This is a genomic window from Vreelandella rituensis, assembly GCF_003336665.1.
Taxonomy (GTDB): domain Bacteria; phylum Pseudomonadota; class Gammaproteobacteria; order Pseudomonadales; family Halomonadaceae; genus Vreelandella; species Vreelandella rituensis.
The window spans coordinates 15,954-35,034 of the sequence record NZ_QPIJ01000031.1 but is presented as its reverse complement, the minus strand read 5'-3'; the positions used below and the strand labels follow the sequence as shown (position 1 = coordinate 35,034).

At 56.4% G+C, this 19,081-nt stretch carries 14 protein-coding genes; 12 read left to right on the top strand and 2 right to left on the bottom strand.

Annotated elements, in window-relative coordinates:
* The first annotated feature begins 6 nt into the window (after positions 1–6).
* From rnd to DU506_RS12885, 3 genes are read left to right on the top strand one after another with little or no spacing between them, the layout of a single operon-like run.
* Positions 7–1,137, top strand: coding sequence for a ribonuclease D (gene rnd, locus DU506_RS12895; protein ID WP_114487320.1), 1,131 nt, complete (start codon positions 7–9; stop codon positions 1,135–1,137).
* Complete coding sequence (locus tag DU506_RS12890) at positions 1,134–1,430, top strand: YcgL domain-containing protein (protein ID WP_114487319.1); 297 nt, start codon at positions 1,134–1,136, stop codon at positions 1,428–1,430. Before rnd ends, DU506_RS12890 begins: the two co-directional genes overlap by 4 nt.
* Positions 1,431–1,460: 30 nt before the next feature.
* Positions 1,461–1,907, top strand: coding sequence for a YcgN family cysteine cluster protein (locus DU506_RS12885; protein ID WP_114487318.1), 447 nt, complete (start codon positions 1,461–1,463; stop codon positions 1,905–1,907).
* An 8-nt stretch (positions 1,908–1,915) separates the two neighbouring features.
* Here the strand turns inward: DU506_RS12885 and DU506_RS12880 are convergent, their stop codons facing one another.
* Complete coding sequence (locus DU506_RS12880) at positions 1,916–3,595, bottom strand: methyl-accepting chemotaxis protein (RefSeq protein WP_114487317.1); 1,680 nt, start codon at positions 3,593–3,595, stop codon at positions 1,916–1,918.
* 422 nt (positions 3,596–4,017) lie between these two features.
* Between DU506_RS12880 and DU506_RS12875 the strand changes: the two genes are divergently transcribed.
* A complete protein-coding gene (locus DU506_RS12875) occupies positions 4,018–5,496 on the top strand; it encodes a methyl-accepting chemotaxis protein (protein ID WP_114487316.1) in 1,479 nt (492 codons plus the stop codon).
* Positions 5,497–5,578: 82 nt separating this feature from the next.
* On the opposite strand, the gene DU506_RS12870 is transcribed toward DU506_RS12875, so the two are convergent.
* On the bottom strand, positions 5,579–7,705 hold the full coding sequence (locus DU506_RS12870; RefSeq protein WP_114487337.1) for a S9 family peptidase: 2,127 nt from the start codon (positions 7,703–7,705) through the stop codon (positions 5,579–5,581).
* A gap of 65 nt (positions 7,706–7,770) precedes the next feature.
* Between DU506_RS12870 and DU506_RS12865 the strand changes: the two genes are divergently transcribed.
* The 8 genes from DU506_RS12865 to DU506_RS12830 all read left to right on the top strand — a co-directional run bounded on the left by DU506_RS12865 (position 7,771) and on the right by DU506_RS12830 (position 18,987).
* The gene (locus DU506_RS12865; protein WP_235825607.1) at positions 7,771–8,217 is read left to right on the top strand and encodes a hypothetical protein; all 447 of its coding nucleotides are present in this window, start codon (positions 7,771–7,773) and stop codon (positions 8,215–8,217) included.
* 46 nt (positions 8,218–8,263) lie between these two features.
* Positions 8,264–9,052, top strand: a complete 789-nt coding sequence (locus DU506_RS12860; RefSeq protein WP_114487315.1) for a class II glutamine amidotransferase — start codon at positions 8,264–8,266, stop codon at positions 9,050–9,052.
* A gap of 200 nt (positions 9,053–9,252) precedes the next feature.
* Complete coding sequence (locus tag DU506_RS12855; RefSeq protein WP_114487314.1) at positions 9,253–10,935, top strand: AMP-binding protein; 1,683 nt, start codon at positions 9,253–9,255, stop codon at positions 10,933–10,935.
* A gap of 301 nt (positions 10,936–11,236) precedes the next feature.
* Positions 11,237–15,211 (top strand): ATP-dependent RNA helicase HrpA, encoded by a 3,975-nt coding sequence (gene hrpA / locus DU506_RS12850; RefSeq protein ID WP_114487313.1) that lies wholly within the window; start codon positions 11,237–11,239, stop codon positions 15,209–15,211.
* 121 nt (positions 15,212–15,332) lie between these two features.
* Positions 15,333–16,454 (top strand): beta-ketoacyl-ACP synthase III, encoded by a 1,122-nt coding sequence (locus DU506_RS12845; protein ID WP_114487312.1) that lies wholly within the window; start codon positions 15,333–15,335, stop codon positions 16,452–16,454.
* A gap of 26 nt (positions 16,455–16,480) precedes the next feature.
* Positions 16,481–17,227, top strand: a complete 747-nt coding sequence (locus DU506_RS12840) for an MlaA family lipoprotein (protein ID WP_235825605.1) — start codon at positions 16,481–16,483, stop codon at positions 17,225–17,227.
* 55 nt (positions 17,228–17,282) lie between these two features.
* On the top strand, positions 17,283–18,479 hold the full coding sequence (locus DU506_RS12835) for a PP2C family protein-serine/threonine phosphatase (RefSeq protein WP_114487310.1): 1,197 nt from the start codon (positions 17,283–17,285) through the stop codon (positions 18,477–18,479).
* A complete protein-coding gene (locus DU506_RS12830) occupies positions 18,469–18,987 on the top strand; it encodes an STAS domain-containing protein (protein WP_114487309.1) in 519 nt (172 codons plus the stop codon). The genes DU506_RS12835 and DU506_RS12830 overlap by 11 nt, the downstream gene beginning before the upstream one ends.
* Positions 18,988–19,081: the final 94 nt, after the last annotated feature.

The window sequence follows — 19,081 nt, the reverse complement described above, 5'->3', positions numbered from 1 at the left end:
AACCCATTGCCGAATTTGACCCCACCTTCATTTCACTGGATCGATAGCCCCGAAGCCTTGGATGCCGCTTGCCTGAGTGTTGCCGATGCTGAGGTCATTGCCCTGGATACCGAATTCTTTCGCGAAAAAACCTTTTATCCAATTCCCGCCTTGATCCAATTTACCGCCGGCGAATTGGCTTATCTGGTCGATCCTCTCGCCACGCCCTGCACCGACGAGTTTCGCAAGCTTCTCACTCAAGGCCCCGTCAAGTTGCTGCATGCATGCAGTGAAGACCTGGAAGTCTTTGCCCATTGGGCGCAAGCGTTGCCCGAGCCATTGGTGGATACCCAGGTGGCCCAAGGATTTCTCGGGGAAAACCCGGGCATGGGGTATCAAAAACTGGTGGAATTCTGGGTGGGTGAAACCTTGCCCAAGGAAGAGACACGCTCCAACTGGCTGGAGCGTCCGTTAAGCCAGGCGCAATGCCATTACGCGGCACTCGATGTCATTTACCTGCTCAAGGTCTGGCACCTGCAGCGTGAGCACCTGGAACGCCTGGGTCGCCTGAGCTGGGTCGAGCAGGAGTGTGCCGAGCTCATTCAACAAGCGGGACGTAGCGTAGCTGCGGATGGGCAATGGTATGTGCGCCAACGGCAATTATGGCGTTTGGCGCCGCGTCAGATCGAAGCGTACCGGCTATTGACTACCTGGCGTGAGGGCGAGGCTCGGCGACGCGATCTGCCGCGCAACTGGCTGGTCAGCGATAAGCTCTTGTACGCCATCGCCGAAATACTGCCCACCAACCGATATGAATTGGCCGAGGTCGAAGGCATCAAACCGACGTTGGTGAAAAAAGAAGGCGATGCCTTGCTGGCGTTGGTTAAAAAAGCCTGTGCCGCCACGGAAAATGACCTGCCGCCCGCACTTCCTGCACCTACCGCCCCAGCATTCAAGTCGCGTTTCAAGGCATTGAAGGGCGTCGTCAATGCCCAGGCCGAGGCGTTGGGCGTGGCGCCTGAAATGCTGTTGCGGCGTCGGGATATGGAAGCGCTGGTGATTGCCGATATGGCACAAGCAACACTCCCGCTGCCTAACGGCTGGCGGGGGGAATGCATGAACCCGGCGCTGGAAGGCGCCTTGCGAGAACTCTCATGACCGATGACAAATTGCTGTGTGAAATCTTCAAGAGTTCACGCAAGGAAGAAATGTACCTTTACGTGGACAAGCGCAAGGGCTTGGGAGAAGTGCCCGAAGGGTTGCTGGAGCAGTTTGGCAAACCGGTCCCTTTCCTGACCATGATTCTCCGGCCGACAACCACCTTGGCGCGTGCCAAGGCAGTGGACGTGATGGCCAAGATCGAGGAGCAGGGGTTCTATTTCCAGATGCCCCCCGCCAAGGAAGAGTATTTGATGGATCTTTATCGCACGCCGACGCAGGCGCGCTATTGATCACATGGCCTATGCAGGCGAGGAGACTCTATGCGCGAGCGTTTCTGGGAACGTTTTTCTCTTGAAGAGCTGACCGCCGAAGAGTGGGAGGCCCTATGCGACGGCTGCGGTCAGTGCTGTCTGCTCAAGCTGCATGATGACGAGACCCAGGAGCTGGCAGTGCTCAATGTGGCGTGCCGGCTACTGGATATCGGCAGTTGTCAGTGCAGCGATTATCCCAACCGTTTCGATAGCGTACCCGACTGCACCCAACTGACCCCGGCAAGAGTCAAGGAATTCAAATGGCTGCCGAACTCTTGCGCCTATCGCCGGGTAGCGGAAGGCCGCAAGCTGGCGGGGTGGCATCCACTGTTGAGCAATGATGCCGAACGGGTGCATCGTAAAGGCGTCAGCGTTCGAAACTTTGCGGTTTCCCAGGATGATGTCCCCGAGCGTGAGCTCGAGGAACATATCATTGCCGTGCTTCCGATGTCCTAGTGGCCTTATTATCCTGCTACGGTGAGCTGGCGCTTGGCAGCTGGCAGGCGGCGATTATTGCCTGGATGCGAGCTGCCGGGTAGGCGCTGGGTCGCTTGTGTTACATCTTCGTGCTCGGCCATGAAGGCCTTGGCGCTGTGAGCCAGTCCGTTGACTTCCTGATGGAGAAGTTGGGTGGAGTGATTGTAGGTCTGCATGCTGGAGGCGCTTTCCTGGGTTCCCCGGTCAATCTCGCTGATCGCCATGCTGATCTGGCGGATGCCTTCGCTCTGCTCCTGGGTCGCAGCGCTGATTTCACCCATCAGGTCGTTGACTCGATGGCTGGCATCACGAATTCGCTGCATCGCGGATTCAGCCTCGGTGGTCTGTGATCTTCCTCCCTGAATACTTTTCTGAGCCTGCTCGATGAGCTGCTGTACCTGGTGGGCGGCATCGGCGGATTGGCCTGCCAGTTTACGTACCTCTTGAGCGACCACGGCAAAACCACGCCCGTGTTCGCCCGCCCGAGCTGCCTCTACGGACGCATTGAGGGCCAGAATATTGGTCTGGAAAGCGATCGCATCAATGGTGCTGACCATGCCCGCCATGTTGTCGGCCTGGCGTGTGATGTCCTGCATCGCACTCGCCAGCGTCTGCATGACCCCAGTGGCGCGATCGACTTCTTCAACGTTACCCACCGAGGCCTGGCTTGCCAGATTGGCATTTTCGGCGCTCTGGGCGACCGTTGACGAAATCTGTTCCGCACTGGCGGCGGTCTGTTGCACGGCTGAAGCCTGTTGTTCGATACGCGAAGCCATCTGACCGTTACTGGTGGCAAGCTCTTCCACGGAAGGGCGCACCAGCCCGACGCGATGACTGATATCGTTGATCAGGGCTTCCAGTGATTTGCGCATGAAGCCCAAGGTGCCCAGCATGCGGTTCATCTCGCCCTTGCCGATGGTGGGCAGGTCCGCCTGCAAGTTTCCCGCAGCAACTTGCAAGGAAAAGTCGTTGGCGCTGTGGATAAAGCGCTGTGCGCGCCGGCTGGCATACCAATTATGCAGTGCGAGGCCCAGGCCGCCGATAACACCCAGTCCACCGACCCAGAAAGCGGCGGTGGAATGTGGCGCCAGTTGGTAGAGTGCGACCCCTGCACCGATACCCAGGCCACCCATCAGTGCAAAATGAGCAAGCGCCCCCGTGGTTGCTTGAAAATGCTCATTATGAGTGTTCAGGCCGGTAAGGCGGCGCAGCAAGTGACGGCGATAAGGTACCCCGCTCTTGACCACGTAACGGCCTCTGCCTTCACGAATGTCCCGGTAGACCTTTTCCGCGTGAGCGACTTCCTCTGCACCGGGTTTGATGCGTATCGAGGCGAACCCTTTGACGTGGTTACCTTCGCGAATCGGTACCACATTGGCGCGTACCCAGTAATGATCCCCGTTTTTGCACCGATTCTTGACTAACCCTGACCAATACTTTCCAGCCTGTAGATCACGCCACATGTCCTTGAACACTATCTCGGGCATGTCCGGATGACGCACGACATTATGCGGTGAGCCAAGCAGTTCGTCGTATTCGAAGCCGCTGATCTCGATGAAACGTTGGTTGGCGTAGATGATGTTGCTATGTTTGTCAGTCTTGGAAATTAATACATCATCATCAAGCAGAGGGTGGTTACTCTGTGTGACGGGAGAGTTTTTGCGCATGAATTAATTAACCCTTTGATTAATTTGAGATATCATCTATTCAATTTTTTATCTGATGAATAAAACGTCAAGGGAAATTTGTATAAGTTGCGCACAATAATAATGCCATTCAAGGTAGAGGCACAAGCTGGACGGTTTCTTTTTGTAGCGTACCTTTGCTTTTCTGGTGGTTTATTAATGGTTTTTTAATGGTATTTAATAGAAATACAAAGATAAAGTCTCATTTAAAGTAACTTTAAGGCTGTTTTTGCTTTTTTTGTCTTTGTTTTGGTGTTTTTATGCGTCTGAGTTGTAGGTAGGTGTGCGTAGAGCATGAAAAATGGCTTGTAAAGCTATTGTATAGGTATGAGAATTTCTAAAAGGGATTTGGTGCTTGATTTGTCGGCATCGGATCGAAAGGTGGTTTTTCCAAGGGTGTTTTAATGACTCAAGATATCTTTACGTCCCACCGAGCGCGTGCTGACCGCCTGATGTGGCTTCCGTTGTTGCTGCACACGGCTATTTGCTGGGGAGTGGGCATATTCACTCAAACGCTGGGGCTGGCGGTTGTGCTTAGCATCATTGTGCTTCCGCTGACATTTCTGGTGCAACACAAGCTGCCTGGCCACCAGATAAATGGATTTATCAAAGCGGCTGTCTTCATGGGGCTTTCGGCGCTTTTGATCGAACAGAGCGGAGGGTTGATAGAGGCGCATTTCAGCATCTTTATCATGCTTTCCGCTTTGATCCTTTACAGCGACTGGCGAGTTATCGTCTTTGGTGGCGCGGTGATCGCTCTGCACCATGTCTTGTTCACCTGGTTACATCATCTGGGTGTCGTACAGCTTTACAGTGGCATGGTGGGAGATTCCGGGACCAGCGGCCATGATACCTATGCTTTGTTGGCTTGCCTGGCAATGCACGGCGGTGCGGTAGTCGTGCAAGTCAGTGTGTTGGGGTATCTGGCCAAGGTGCTCGAACACATGGTGTATGAAGGACTCAAGGTCCGTCGGTTTGCCGAGCAAGCAGGCAATGGTCAATTGAACGTCACGTTCACCCAGGCGGAACTGGCATTGCCTGCCGTGGCGGCCATCAACACCATGCAGGAAAAAGTGGCGCAAAGTTTGCGTCAGGCCCAGCATGCGGCCAATGAGGTGGGTGAGCTGAGTGATAAGTTGTTTACCGCTCAGGTGGCGTTGCATGATCAGGCCGGCCGTAATACTGCTCAAACGGAGCGTATTTCTTCAAGTGCCACTCAATTGACGGCTACCACGCGGGAAGGGGCTGAAGAGTCACGGCGTGTGCGTGAATTGGCAACGCAGGCCGAACGTGCCGCGCGTGAAAGTGGCCAACAAGTACAGGCGATGCGGGAGGTGATGCAGAAGCTGAATGAGCAAGCCTCACAGATCAGCCGGATGCTCAGTGAAATAGATCAGATTACTTTCCAGACCAACCTGCTGGCGTTAAATGCATCGGTGGAAGCGGCAAGGGCGGGCGAACACGGGCGTGGTTTTGCGGTGGTGGCCAATGAAGTACGCCAATTGGCGGGCAAGACGCAATCCACTGCCAGTCGCATCCGTGAGCAGATCGAGCAGACCACCAGCAATGTGGCGTATGGGGTGACACAGACGCAAACGGTGCAAACCACTACCCAGGAATTGATAGGGGCCTTCGAGGAGGTGACGTCGCGCTTGACCGGCATGGATGGCGCCATTCAGCAGCAGCACCAGGGTATTGAAGAGCTGGAAGGCAGTGTCAGCGAGATGCATGATGCACTGGATGTATCGCGCCGCTCCCTGGACGATGCCCATCTGACAGCCGAGGAACTGGCCAACACTGCCAGAACCCTGATGGCAGCGGTGGGAGGCTTTCAGTTACCTGACTCGCCACGGCAGGCGGTGCCGACGCTAGCTGCACCTTAATCTTCTCTCCTGCCCACAATAAAGGCGCGCCATTGGTATCCAAGGCGCGCCTTCATTTGTACACTCACCTCTTAGCCAAGGCTCAGGCGTGGCTGGTAACGCTCGCCAATCCCAGCGCCCACAGGATAAAGGCATCCTGACGTGCAGCATCGCGCCATGCCTTGAAGCGCCCGGAAGCCCCGCCGTGGCCTGAACTCATGTCGGTACGCAGCAGGATAGGCGCATCACTAGTGTTGAGCTGGGTCATGCGTGCATAGAGTTTTGCCGGTTCCCAATAGCCCACGCGAGTATCGTGCCAGCTACCTTCGATCAGCATGGCCGGATAAGCTTGCTCGGTCAGGTTGTCCAGTGGTGAGTAGGCGCGAATGCGTTCGGCAACGTCAGGCGCTTCTGGGTTGCCCCACTCGCTGTATTCGGCGGTAGTCAAGGGCAGGTCGGGGTTCTGCATGGTGCGCAGCACATCCACGAAAGGGACGTCCAAGACCGCAGCACAAAAGGCTTGAGGAGCACGATTGACGCAGGTGGCTACCAGTAGCCCTCCGGCGCTGGCGCCATAAGCCACAACCTTTTCCGCTTTGCTCACTCCTTCCTTGACCAATATCTCTCGAGCCGCGAGAAAGTCGCCGAAACTATTGTCCTTGTGCGCCATCTTGCCGTTCAGGTACCAAGGTTCGCCGCACTCTCCACCGCCTCTCACGTGGGCAACGGCGAATGCCACGCCACGCTCGAGCAGCTCCAGCCGAGCGATGGAAAACCAGGGGTCGAGCGGTTCGCCGTAAGCGCCATAGCCGTAAAGAAGCGTCGGCAAGGGGTGGTCAGCCAGATCGGCGCGCATGACGACCGAGACGGGTATCCGTTCGCCATCGGCGGCTGTGGCCCATAGCCGTTTGCTGACCAGTTGCTCGGGCTGCAAGTTGCCATGTACCGGTAGGCGTTTGAGCTCTGTGCGCTGTTGAGTGTCCAGATCCAGCGCTATCCAGCGGGGTGGTTGAGTGAAAGACTCCTCGCGCAAGCGCAGGATGCGCGTATCAAAGTGCGGTGTATCTTCCAGATCTTGGGAGCAAGGAATTTCCGGCAAGTCCAGCTGCTCATCGACAATTGTCTGGCCTTTATCATTTAGCTCGATACGGCGCAGATATACTTGCGCGCTGCGATGATCGCGTTCGGCAAGCACCAGCCCCCAGGAAAAAGCTTCGACGCCTTCCAGAGTGACATCCTCCCGATGAGCAATGAAAGGAATGCCGGCGACGGCGACCTCAACGCCCCCTTCTTCGGGCGGGTTGGGCGGCAGCGTGGTTTCCTCGAGACAATCCAGCTGGAAGTTAGCGCCGTTTCGGTTGTGCAATACATAGAAAGCACCCGGGCGGTGTTCCACGTTATATTCAACACCGGCTTTACGTGGCTGAAGACAGATGGGAGTGGCGTATGGAGCCTGGGCAGGAACCAGATACACTTCGCTGGTGTCCTTGGAAGCGCTTTCCACCATCAGCCAGCGGCGCGAGCGGCTTTTGCCTACGCCTAGCCAGAACTCGCTATCGGGTTCTTGCAAGAGCAATACCGGCGTCTCCGCCGTTACTTGCGGCGCCGCCAGCCGCAGTGGCAAGCGCCATACGCTGTCCGGGCGCTGGGTGGCATCGAAGCGCGTGAAGAGCAGCGTGGCACTGGTGGTGGTTTGGTCTTCCGCCCAGCACAATGTCGCGCCGATGTCTTCCAGCAAGCGTTGCGGCTCCCCCGCGGGCAGCTGTTTTAGCCACAAGGAAAAGCGCTCGTCGCCCTGGGTGTCTTCGGTCCACGCCAGCCAGTCTTCATCGGGAGATAGCGCCATATCGCCCATGTCGTAGAACTCATGCCCGGCGGCGCGAGCGCTGACATCCAGCACGCACTGGCTGTTCTCGGGAGCGTCATTGGGATGGCGCCACCAGGTAGGATGATCGGCGTCAGCGGCGGTCTCATTCCAGAAGGTGAAATAATCGAGCGGAGTTTTCAGGCTGGTGACAGCCAGCTCGCGCCTGGCAAGCTGGCCATCGAATAAAGCCTGCGTGAGGGTGTCGAGAGGAGAGAACCAGGCATCGCTTTGGGTATTGGCCGCTTCGAGAAACGCCGTGACTTCAGGAGCATCGCGCTGTTCCAGCCAGTGCCACTCGGGGTCGTCGGCACGGGCATGGGAGGCAACCGGGGAGTGAGGCATCGCGCAGGGCTGTGCTTTCATAAACAGACAGGTACCATAATGGTGAAAGTCAACGTCGGGTGGAATCACCCACATGAGGATTCAGTATGTTGTTTGCAGATTCGATGTCTTTGCTTTGGGTAAGCTATTACGCCTTGTCGATGTTGGTGCTGGTAGCGGTTTATTTCGCCTTGGCGTTATTGCCGCGTCTGGCGCGCTTGGTGCTGACATGGAGTATCGCCGGGGCGATGTGGATGCCAACGCGTTTTCGCTTACCCTTGATAGAAGAAGGGGAATTCTACACCGGCTTGGCGCCTGCGGCGATGGTCAGTGCCGTAGGCTTCCTTGAAGGTGCGGGCGCTTCGTTACTTAACGGCCTGCTATGGTTGATTGTCGGCATGAGCATCGGGGCATTGCTGGGCGTGTTCTTGTGGTGGTGGCGCCGCCCGGTGAGCTATGTCGACATACCCGACACCGCCGAAAAATCTCAAGGCCGCTCTGCTTCGAGCAGAGAGTCGGATTCCTCGTCGCGCCGCGAACCGGTGGTTGGCTAATGCAGCGTTTCACTGTGTTCACTGAGTCAACGGCGAGATTGGTTTAATGTGCGAGCTACTGGGCATGAGTGCCAATGTTCCCACGGATATCTGTTTCAGTTTCGCAGGTTTTCTGCATCGTGGTGGCGGCACCGGGCCCCACCGCGATGGCTGGGGGATTGCGTTCTACGAAGAGGGTGGTTACCGCGAATTCCGTGACCCGCATCCGTCGGTAGACTCACCCATCGCTCGGCTGATCAGCGACTACCCGATCAAGTCGCATGTGGTGATTAGCCATATTCGTCAGGCCAACGTGGGCGGGGTGCGTCTGGCCAACACCCACCCCTTCACCCGCGAAATGTGGGGACGGCCTTGGTGTTATGCCCACAACGGCCAGTTGGAAAGCTGGCAAACCTTGCCCCTGTCGTTTTATACCCCGGTGGGCGCTACCGATAGCGAACATGCCTTCTGCTGGCTGTTAGGCGAGTTGCGTCGTGATTTCCCCGAGCCCCCTGTGGCACCGGAGGCGTTATGGCAGTGTCTTCACGGCCTATGCGAAAGACTTCGCGGCCTAGGTGTCTTCAACTTGCTGATGTCCGACGGGGTTCATCTTTACAGCTACTGCTCCACGAAACTTGCCCACATCACTCGGCGGGCGCCGTTCGGCCAGGCTGAGCTCTCCGATGCGGAATTAACGGTCAATTTTGCCGAACATACCACCACGAATGACGTGGTCTCGGTGATCGCAACCGAACCTTTGACTCACAATGAAGCCTGGGAACGCATGGTGCCGGGCGAGCTACTGGTGTGGAGTGATGGTGAGGTCAAGGCACGCTATCAGGCGGTAACATTCTGAAAAATTAGTCATATCCAGTCATTAGAGCTTGCTTGGCACAAGAATGAAACGAAAGTTTCAATCGGTCGTTTTACACGCCGCGACGGGTCGTTTATCGTGTAGGCCTGGATCTGGCAAGGCGTTACAGCTTGCCGAGTCGTTGAACGAGTAAAATAACAAGGTCGGTGATAGTACATCGACATGCATAGCGGAGATCGCCCATGAACGACCATGCCAATGCCCCGATTCTGCGTGGCCCAGCGCTTGAAGGGCTGGATCAGTATGACTCCGTCACGGATGTGTTTCATGCGGCAGTCAGCCGCTTCAAGGAAAAACCGGCGTTTTCCTGCATGGGGCAGACATTGACGTTTGCTGAACTGGATCGCCTGTCGGGTGCTTTTGCCGCCTGGATTCAACACGAAACCGACCTTGAACCCGGTGATCGCGTGGCCATTCAACTGCCTAACGTCTTGCAGTTTCCAGTGGCTGTATTCGGTGCCCTGAGGGCGGGGATGGTGGTGGTCAATACCAATCCGCTTTACACCGAGCGGGAAATGGCTCATCAGTTCAAGGACTCGGGTGCCAAAGCCATCCTGATCTTGGCCAACATGGCGGATAAGCTGGAAAAGATCCTGGATAAGACTGAGATCAAGCATGTGCTGGTCACTCAATTGGGCGACATGCACGGCTTCCCCAAGCGCTTGTTGATCAATTCAGTGGTCAAGCACGTCAAGAAAATGGTGCCTGCCTATTCATTGCCGGGAGCGATAGATTTTCGCGCAGCGCTGAAAAAAGGCGCTTCGTTAACTTCTGAAGACGTTCATCGCTTCCCGGACGACCTAGCGGCACTGCAATACACCGGCGGTACCACCGGCATGCCCAAGGGCGCCATGCTGACCCACCGTAATCTGGTGGCGAATATGCTTCAGGCGCGTGCGGCCATCGGCACGCACCTGACCGATGGTGAAGAGCTGATCATTGCGCCGTTGCCGGTCTATCATATCTACACCTTTACGGTGAATTGCTTGTTTCTCATGGAAACCGGTAACCACTCGGTACTGATCCCCAATCCCAGAGATCTGGATAATTTCGTCAAGGAACTTAAAGGTGTTCCGTTCACCGGTTTTATCGGACTGAATACCTTGTTCAATGCGTTATGCCGTAGGGACGATTTCAGGCAGCTGGATTTCTCCAAGCTCCATTTGACCATTTCCGGTGGGATGGCGTTGACCAAGGCCGCGGCCAAACGCTGGGAAGAGGTGACGGGTTGCCCGATAGCCGAAGGCTACGGGCTGACCGAAACCTCCCCGATCGTCAGTTTCAACCCTACCAATGCGATTCAGCTGGGAACAATTGGTAAACCGGTTGCGGGAACGGCGGTGAAAATAGTGGATGCCGATGATAACAATGCACCCTTCGGCGAGGCCGGCGAGCTTTGTGTTCAAGGCCCGCAAGTCATGAAAGGCTATTGGAAGTGTGAAGACCAGACGGCCGCCTCCATTGATGAAAATGGCTGGTTCCGTACCGGTGATATCGCCACGATCCAGGATGATGGCTACATTCGTATCGTCGACCGCAAGAAAGACATGATTCTGGTCTCAGGCTTCAATGTGTATCCCAATGAAATAGAGGATGTGGTCGCGGGACATCCGGATGTACTGGAATCGGCGGCCGTCGGTGTGTCGGATGACGATAGCGGCGAGGCCATCAAGCTGTTTGTGGTCACCCGCAATGAAAGCCTGGATGCCGAGACCCTGCGCCGTTGGTGCAAGAAGGAGCTGACCGGTTATAAAGTGCCCAAGTACGTCGAATTTCGTGATGAGTTGCCCAAAACCAATGTGGGCAAGGTTCAACGTCGTCAGTTGCGCGATGAACAAAGCATAAAAGATGCGGAAAAAGTTTGATGCACCTGATGTCGAATGCCTGACGCCTCTCTCGATGGTTCCGTTGCCAGGTAGGTTTTTTCCTGGGGCGTTAGGCGCAGCTCAAGCTGTGACGTTACAATGGTATGCCCGCTTCTATTATTGGAGCGGGCATGTTTTTTTAGGGGAGACTTTCTGTTTTTACGTGTCGAATAGGTTTCTTGAACATTCGTTTTGAGCATTCGTTTGAACGACTGTTTCGAGCCTATGTTTCAAGCTATGTTGCAAATACTGCGGAGCTAGCCAACCCATCGTGACTACCCAATCCCGTCAAACCCCAGCCATGACTGATACCGATGCCCTTCATGCGCTCAAGCAAGGCTTGTCGAGCGTGATGCTGCGCGATGTCCAGCCACTCGAGCAGCGGCTGGCAGGGTTGACCCGCCGCGCTCGGGAAGGCAAACCGGTGGATCGTGGTATTCAGGAAGTTTCGCGCGACCTGCAGCGCTCCCAGGCCGCCTTGGCCAGGCGTCAGGCACAGCCGGTCGCATTGAACTACCCACAAGCATTGCCCGTCGTTGAGCGGCGCGAAGATATTCTCGAGGCGCTGCGCAACCATCAAGTTGTGGTGGTGGCCGGTGAAACCGGTTCCGGGAAAACCACCCAGTTACCCAAGATATGCCTGGAACTGGGGCGTGGGCGACGGGGCATGATTGGGCATACCCAGCCTCGCCGGCTGGCCGCTCGCAGTGTGGCCACGCGCCTGGCGGAGGAACTGGAAGTCCCCTTGGGCGAACAGGTCGGCTATCAGGTGCGCTTTCACGACCAGAGTAGCGATACCACCCTGATCAAGCTGATGACCGACGGCATCTTGTTGGCCGAAACTCAACATGATCCGCTGCTCCAGCGTTATGACACCATCATCATCGATGAAGCCCATGAGCGTAGCCTGAACATCGATTTTCTACTCGGTTACCTCAAGCGGTTGCTGCCCAAGCGCCCTGAACTGAAAGTCATCATTACCTCGGCGACCATCGATGTGGAGCGTTTCTCAGCGCATTTCGGCACGCCCGCGTCGCCGGCACCGGTGGTCGAAGTCACCGGTCGCACCTATCCGGTTGATGTGCATTATCGGCCCCTGGTACGCGAAGCTGACGATGAAGAGGACCGCACGCTTCAGGAAGGCATCCTGCATGCGGTGGAAGAGATCGAGACCATCGAACGCGCCAAGGGCTGGCTGCATGGTCCGCGAGATGTATTGATATTTCTCCCCGGCGAGCGTGAAATCCGTGAAACCGCCGACACCCTGCGGCGAGCCGATCTCAGAGGCACGGAAATATTGCCGTTGTACGCCCGGCTTTCCAATGCAGAGCAAAACCGAGTGTTTGCCCCCCACTCGGGTCGGCGTATCGTTCTGGCCACCAATGTGGCGGAAACATCGCTGACGGTGCCCGGGATACGCTACGTGATCGACCCGGGGCTGGTGCGTATCAGTCGTTACAGCTACCGCGCCAAGATCCAGCGGTTACCGGTGGAGCCGGTCAGCCAGGCCAGCGCCAACCAGCGGAAAGGGCGCTGCGGGCGTATCGCGGAAGGGGTGTGTATTCGTCTTTACGATGAAGACGATTTTCTCGCACGCCCGGCGTTTACCGATCCGGAAATTCAGCGCACCAACCTGGCGTCGGTGATACTTTCCATGCTCGCCCTCAAGCTGGGCGATATTGAAGACTTTCCATTCGTCGATCCGCCTGATTCACGCTTTATCAAGGATGGCTTTCGCCTGCTGTTCGAGCTGGGCGCGGTGAATGCCCAGCAGAAATTGATGCCGCTGGGTCGCAAGCTGGCGCGCTTGCCCATCGACCCGCGCCTGGCCCGCATGGTGTTGGCTGGTGCGGAGCGCGGCGGACTGCGCGATGTGCTGGTGGTGGTGTCGGCCTTGGCGGTGCAGGATCCGCGTGACCGACCGGCGGATAAACGCCAGGCGGCGGATCAGGCGCATCAGCGCTGGCATGATCCGGAATCCGATTTCGTGGCGCTACTCAACCTCTGGCATGGTTTCGAGAACGCGCGTAACGAGCTTTCGGGCAACCGGCTGCGACGCTGGTGTCGCGAGCATTATCTTAATTATCTGCGGTTGCGTGAGTGGCACGACACGTTCCGCCAGTTGCGCCAGTTGCTGCGCGATATGCAAATCGAAGTGCCCCCGCCGGCACAGCGCAATGATGACGAAAGCGAAGAACAGGCGCGTCAGGTACGGCGCAAGACCTCCGGCAACCTGCATCAGGCACTGCTTTCAGGCTTGCTTTCCAACCTTGGGTTGTTCCTGGAAAACCGGGAATATCAGGGTGCTCGCAATCGCAAGTTCATGATCCATCCCGGCTCGGGACTGTCCAAAAAGACACCTAAATGGATCATGGCCTTCGAGTTGGTGGAAACCTCGAAGCTATTCGCCCGTACCGTGGCCAAGATTGACCCACAGTGGATCGAGCCTCAGGCCGAGCATCTGGTCAAGCGCTCCTGGAGCGAGCCGCACTGGGAAATGAAGCGCGCCCAGGTGGTGGCCTTTGAGCAGGTGACCCTATTCGGCTTGCCGATCGTCGCGCGGCGCAAAGTGCATTACGGCCCGATAGCCCCGGTTGAAGCCCGTGAAATTTTCATCCGCCGCGCCCTGGTGGAAGGTGAGTTTCACACGCAGGGGGAATTCTTTGCCCATAACCGTGATCTGATCGGGGAAGTGGAAGCACTGGAAGACCGCGCCCGCCGACGCGACATTCTGGTCGATGAAGAGACTTTGTTCGCTTTTTACGACGAGCGGATTCCCGAGGGCGTCTATAACGGCAAGAGTTTCGAGCATTGGCGCAAACAAGCGGAAAAGGATGCCCCGGGCCTACTCAAATTCGATCGCGAGGCGCTACTGGCTCGTGAAGCTCAGGACGTGACTCAGGTCCAATATCCGGATCAGATTACCCTGGCGGGAGTCACCTATCCGCTGAGGTACCATTTTGCCCCCGGATCGGAAGACGACGGCATCACCCTGACTGTACCTGCCGCCATGCTGCCTCAGCTACCCAAGGCGCAGCTGGAGTGGCTGGTGCCGGGGCTATTGCGGGAAAAGTGTATTGCGCTGCTCAAGTCGCTTCCCAAGGCGGTGCGTCGCCAGGTGGTACCGATTCCTGACTGGGTGGATGCCGCGCTGGAGTCCCTGTCACCGGAAAACCGACCGCTGACTGAAGCGTTGAGCGAATTTATCCGCAAGCGCACGGGAACCCGGGTGCACCCCGATGATTGGCGCCTGGATCAATTGGAGCCGCACCTGGTCATGAATCTGCAGGTGGTCAATCATGAAGGCAAACTGTTGGGTCAAGGACGCGATGTGCGTGCCCTGGAGCAACGCTTTGAAGCGGCGGCAGGCGAGGGCGCTCGTGCGCTGGCGCAACAGGCCGCCGATGAACCAGCGGTGGAAGGCTTGCCGGCGACGCCGTTGCCCGCGTCGCGCGTGACCACCCAGGCGGGGATTCGGGTGGAAGCTTATCCCGCTCTGGTGCCGGAGAAAGACAGCTTTCGGGTGGAGCTTTTCGACCATCCCGACAAGGCGCATCAGGCGCATCGTGAAGGCATCGCCCGACTGGCCATGGCCCGTTTGCCGGAAGAGGTCAAACGAATTCGTCAGCTGAAGGGGGTGGATACCTGCGCCTTGCTGTTTGCCAAGGTGGGCAGCAAGCAGGCGTTGGTGGAGGACATCACCTTGGCGGTGTTCAATGAGGTAATGGCGAAAGCGCCATTGCCACGCTCGGAAAGTGAGTTTGTCACTCGTCTGGAGGGCGCCGCTAGTGAATTGGTCGTACAGGCCGATGCTAAACTGGCTCAGGTCAAACCCGCCCTGGAAGGTCACCTGGCGGTTACCAAGGCGCTCAAGGGAAACCTCAATTTTGCTTTGGCGCTGGTTTATAATGACCTGAAAGGTCAGATGCAGCGCCTGGTGTATCCAGGCTTCATCAGCGATGCTGGTGATTGGCTCAAGGAATACCCACGTTATATGGAGGGTGCCTTGATTCGCCTGGAAAAAGCGCCCCGTGAGCGGGGCCGCGACCAGATGATGATGCATGAGGTCCAGGCCCTGGAAGCACGCTGGGATGCCCGGCGTGAAAGTGAACGGCGTGGAAAGGTGGAAGACCCGGCGCTGGTGGAGTTCGGCTGGTGGCTACAGGAATTAAGGGTTTCTCTGTTCGCCCAGCAACTGGGCACCTTGATGCCGGTATCGGTAAAGCGGCTGGAAAAACGTTGGCAGGAAATTACTGGTCTCCCTGCAGCTACTTAGGCAGCACTAGCAAAACATGTCGCAAAAGCACACAGTAAGCAATAACCGCTTACCGGATGACCGACACTGACGTCCAATAGGCGTTCGGGTTAAACATGCGAGCGGCTAAAAGGAGAAATGCATGACAAACGTGGTGATTACCGGTACAGGACTTTATACGCCGGAACACGCCATTGGTAATGATGCCTTGGTCGCAGCGTTCAATGCTTGGGTTGACCTCGAGAATGCTCGGCATGCCCAGGCGATAGCCAGCGGTGAATGTCAACCATTGGCGCATTCAAGCAGTGAGTTCATCGAAAAAGCCTCCGGTATCAAGAGCCGCTATGTGCTGGATGCTGAAGGTATTCTCGACCCCAGGCGCATGCGCCCACGCTTACCTCAACGCGCTAATGACGAACCTTCCATTCAATGCGAGATGGCGCTCAAGGCAGCTCATGAGGCATTGCTTAATGCTTCGGTCAAGGCTGCGGATATCGAGCTGGTAATCGTGGCTTGCTCTAATCTTGAGCGTTCTTATCCAGCGGTTGCCGTGGAGTTGCAGCAGGCCTTGGGCGCCGCGGGGTACGGGTTCGATATGAACGTAGCCTGCAGTTCGGCTACGTTTGCCATGGAGACGGCGGCCAATGCGATTGCCTCGGGTAGTATCAAGCGGGCGTTAGTGGTTAATCCAGAGATCTGTTCCGCCCATCTCAATTTTTGTGACCGTGACAGCCATTTCATTTTCGGCGATGCTTGTACAGCCACGGTCTTGGAGGCCGATAGTGTCGCGGTGGCTGAAGAGCGTTTCAGTGTCCTGGGAACTCGCCTGGTGACGCGATTTTCCAATGCCATCCGTAATAATGCCGGTTTTCTGAACCGGGTGACCGATAGTGATCCTTTGGCGGAGGACAAATTATTTGTGCAAGAGGGCCGGCGTGTATTCAAGGAAGTGTGTCCCATGGTGGCGACGCTGATCACGCAACATCTGGCATCGCTGGAACTTGCCGGTAGCGACCTGGCACGCCTTTGGCTCCATCAGGCCAATCGTCACATGAATGACTTGATCGCGCGTAAGGTGCTTGGCTTCGAGCCTGACGAAACGCAAGCACCGGTGATCCTGGATCGTTACGCCAATACCAGTTCGGCGGGGTCGATTATCGCTTTCCATCTGCACCGTGCTGACTTGAAACCCGGAGATCTCGGGGTCATCTGTTCGTTCGGGGCAGGGTATAGTGCTGGCAGCATCGTGGTACAACGCCAATAATGGCGGCTCAAAGAGGTGGCTTCATCATGTTTAACAAAGTACGCGGCCCATTGTTGCTGATGACGAGTCTCGCATTGCTTTCAGGTTGCGCAGGGGCCCAGGTCGCAGAAGAAAGGCATCCCGATGACCCCTGGGAAGGCTTTAATCGTCGGGTATTTGCCTTCAACGATGTGGTGGATCGTTACGCCCTGCGCCCGGTGGCTTCTGGCTATGCCACGCTAACCCCACAGCCGGTTCAGACCGGTGTGGGTAACTTCTTTTCCAACTTGGGAGAAGTGCGCACGGCGCTCAATAGCGTGTTGCAAGGCAAACCAGGCAACGCAGGTATTGCCACTTCCCGATTCTTGATCAACTCGACAGTCGGGATCGGCGGGCTCTGGGATTTCGCCACGCCTATGGAGATTACCGGCCAGGAAGAAGACTTCGGCCAGACACTTGCTGTCTGGGGCTGGGGTGAATCGCGCTACCTGGTATTGCCATTTTTAGGCCCGAGTACCTTGCGTGATACCTCCGGCATGCCTGCTGATATGGCCACCTATCCGCTCACCTACCTTGAAGAGGATGCCCTGCGCATCGGCTTGAGCGCGTTGCGCGTGATCGATACGCGAGCAGGGTTTCTGGAGCAGGAGGAACTTATTTTCGGCGAACGTTATAGTTTTATCCGTGATGCTTACCTGCAGAGTCGCCGATACCAGATCAATGACGGGGAAATGGGCGACGATCCTTTTGCTTCCGATGATTTTGAGTTCGATGACGCGGACTTTGATGAGTGAAGTGTTCGAGAGCAAGGATGTCAATGCTGAGGATTTTGCCGACTGAGGCCTTTTCATGGTTCATGCCAAGCATTTGATTGCGGTGATCGACGAGCCCGGCCAGGAGCGTGATGCGCTGGCTGAAGCGGTTACCTGTGATGGTATGTCGGTTTTCGCCACAGACGATATCGCCATGCTACCGCGTAGGACAGCGCTGATTGTAGCGCATGCGCGTGCCGTGCCGCGGCAGAACTGGTCGCAGCTTGCGCGACGCTTGCCGACCCTGGTGGTCAGCGATTCGCGCCAGGATGCCGATCTGATCAAGGCGGTGGATGTGGGGCTGGTGGACTACATCGTGCACCCGCTGCGCCATACAGAGTTATTGCGCCGCATGATTCGCAAGGCCATCGAGTTGCATCAGTTATCGGAAGAGCGTGAGCGTGACCGTGAGCGCCTGACCGAACTCAATGAAAGTCTCGAAACCCACTTGGCGCTGTTACGGATGGATCAGCAAAGTGGTAGCCACATCCAGCGGCGTCTGTTACCGTCGCGGCCGAAAATGCTCAATGACGTGAGTTTTGACTATTGGTTTGCTCCCTCGCTGTATCTGTCCGGGGACTTTCTCGATTATCAGGCATACAACGAACGCTATAGTGCGTTTTATTTTGCCGATGTGTCGGGACATGGCGCTTCTTCGGCGTTTGTTACGGTATTACTCAAATACCTGTGCAACCGCTGGTTGAGCGAATGGGACGGTGAACATCCAGAGACATTGGCCCCGAATTGGTTGGCGGCACTGAATCGTGAATTGCAGGGTACTGATATCGGCAAGCATGCCACTTTATTTGTGGGTATCATTGATCATGAAACGCATTATTTACACTATTCGCTCGGCGCACAGCTCCCCATGCCGCTACTGGTAGCGGAAGGCACCTTGCAGCGCTTGCCTGGAGAAGGGATGCCTGTGGGGTTGTTTCCCGATGTGGAATATCCTGCCCTGGGGTGGCCATTACCGCCTGATTTTCGGTTATGGCTGTGTTCGGATGGGGTATTGGAATGCTTGCCGGGTGTCACGCTCGACGCACGGCTCAAGGAGCTTGAGCAATTGGCAAGTACGAGTGTCTCGCTTGAGCAGTTGCGGGAGCGCTTGGCACTGGGTCATGTCGCCTGTTCGAAAGAAGAGGTAGCGAAAGCCGAGGCCAGTGCTGACCGTGATGCCTTGCCCGACGATCTGACAATCATGATGGTAAGCGGATTTGGTCATGCTGATTGAAGAAGGCCGTGTGAAGGCGGCATTCGATTCCGGTGTTTTTGTCCTGAAACTGTGTGGCGACGTGCGTCTGACGCTGTGTGCCACCCTGGATACCCAGGCTCAGCGGTTGGCTGAAACACCGGGATTGCATGCCGTGATGATTGACCTGCGAGAAGCCACCAATGTGGATTCTACCGCCTTGGGTTTTCTCGCCAAGATAGCTATGGCGGTGAAAGACCGTCTGGAACAACCGCCGACCATTATTGCGGATAACCCGGATGTCCGCCAAATGCTCGATGTCATGGGCTTCGCGCGTTTTTTTACCTTGGTGGAAGCCCCCTTTCAGAAAACGGCCACGCTCAATGGCGTGCTGGAAGAATTGCCCGAAATTCCCGCTGATAAAGAAGGGTTGCGTGAGCGCATATTGGAAGCGCATCGTATCTTGATGCATATGAACGAGCACAACCGTGAGCAATTTCAGCCTCTTGTGCAGATGCTTGAAGCGAGAGAGACCAACTCGCATTCCTGAATAAACTTTGCTGATATCGTCTTTTGCGCATTCGCGCTCTGTTTTCCAACCCGGTTTCCCGGGTCGGAGTCTATATAGAACATCAAGCAACTAG

Coding starts and splice junctions, on each gene's coding strand:
- DU506_RS12890 (WP_114487319.1), top strand. CDS start 1,134: ATGACCGATGACAAATTGCTGTGTGAAATCTTCAAGAGTTCACGCAAG.
- DU506_RS12885 (WP_114487318.1), top strand. CDS start 1,461: ATGCGCGAGCGTTTCTGGGAACGTTTTTCTCTTGAAGAGCTGACCGCC.
- DU506_RS12880 (WP_114487317.1), bottom strand. CDS start 3,595: ATGCGCAAAAACTCTCCCGTCACACAGAGTAACCACCCTCTGCTTGAT.
- DU506_RS12875 (WP_114487316.1), top strand. CDS start 4,018: ATGACTCAAGATATCTTTACGTCCCACCGAGCGCGTGCTGACCGCCTG.
- DU506_RS12870 (WP_114487337.1), bottom strand. CDS start 7,705: ATGAAAGCACAGCCCTGCGCGATGCCTCACTCCCCGGTTGCCTCCCAT.
- DU506_RS12865 (WP_235825607.1), top strand. CDS start 7,771: ATGTTGTTTGCAGATTCGATGTCTTTGCTTTGGGTAAGCTATTACGCC.
- DU506_RS12860 (WP_114487315.1), top strand. CDS start 8,264: ATGTGCGAGCTACTGGGCATGAGTGCCAATGTTCCCACGGATATCTGT.
- DU506_RS12855 (WP_114487314.1), top strand. CDS start 9,253: ATGAACGACCATGCCAATGCCCCGATTCTGCGTGGCCCAGCGCTTGAA.
- hrpA (WP_114487313.1), top strand. CDS start 11,237: ATGACTGATACCGATGCCCTTCATGCGCTCAAGCAAGGCTTGTCGAGC.
- DU506_RS12845 (WP_114487312.1), top strand. CDS start 15,333: ATGACAAACGTGGTGATTACCGGTACAGGACTTTATACGCCGGAACAC.
- DU506_RS12840 (WP_235825605.1), top strand. CDS start 16,481: ATGTTTAACAAAGTACGCGGCCCATTGTTGCTGATGACGAGTCTCGCA.
- DU506_RS12835 (WP_114487310.1), top strand. CDS start 17,283: ATGGTTCATGCCAAGCATTTGATTGCGGTGATCGACGAGCCCGGCCAG.
- DU506_RS12830 (WP_114487309.1), top strand. CDS start 18,469: ATGCTGATTGAAGAAGGCCGTGTGAAGGCGGCATTCGATTCCGGTGTT.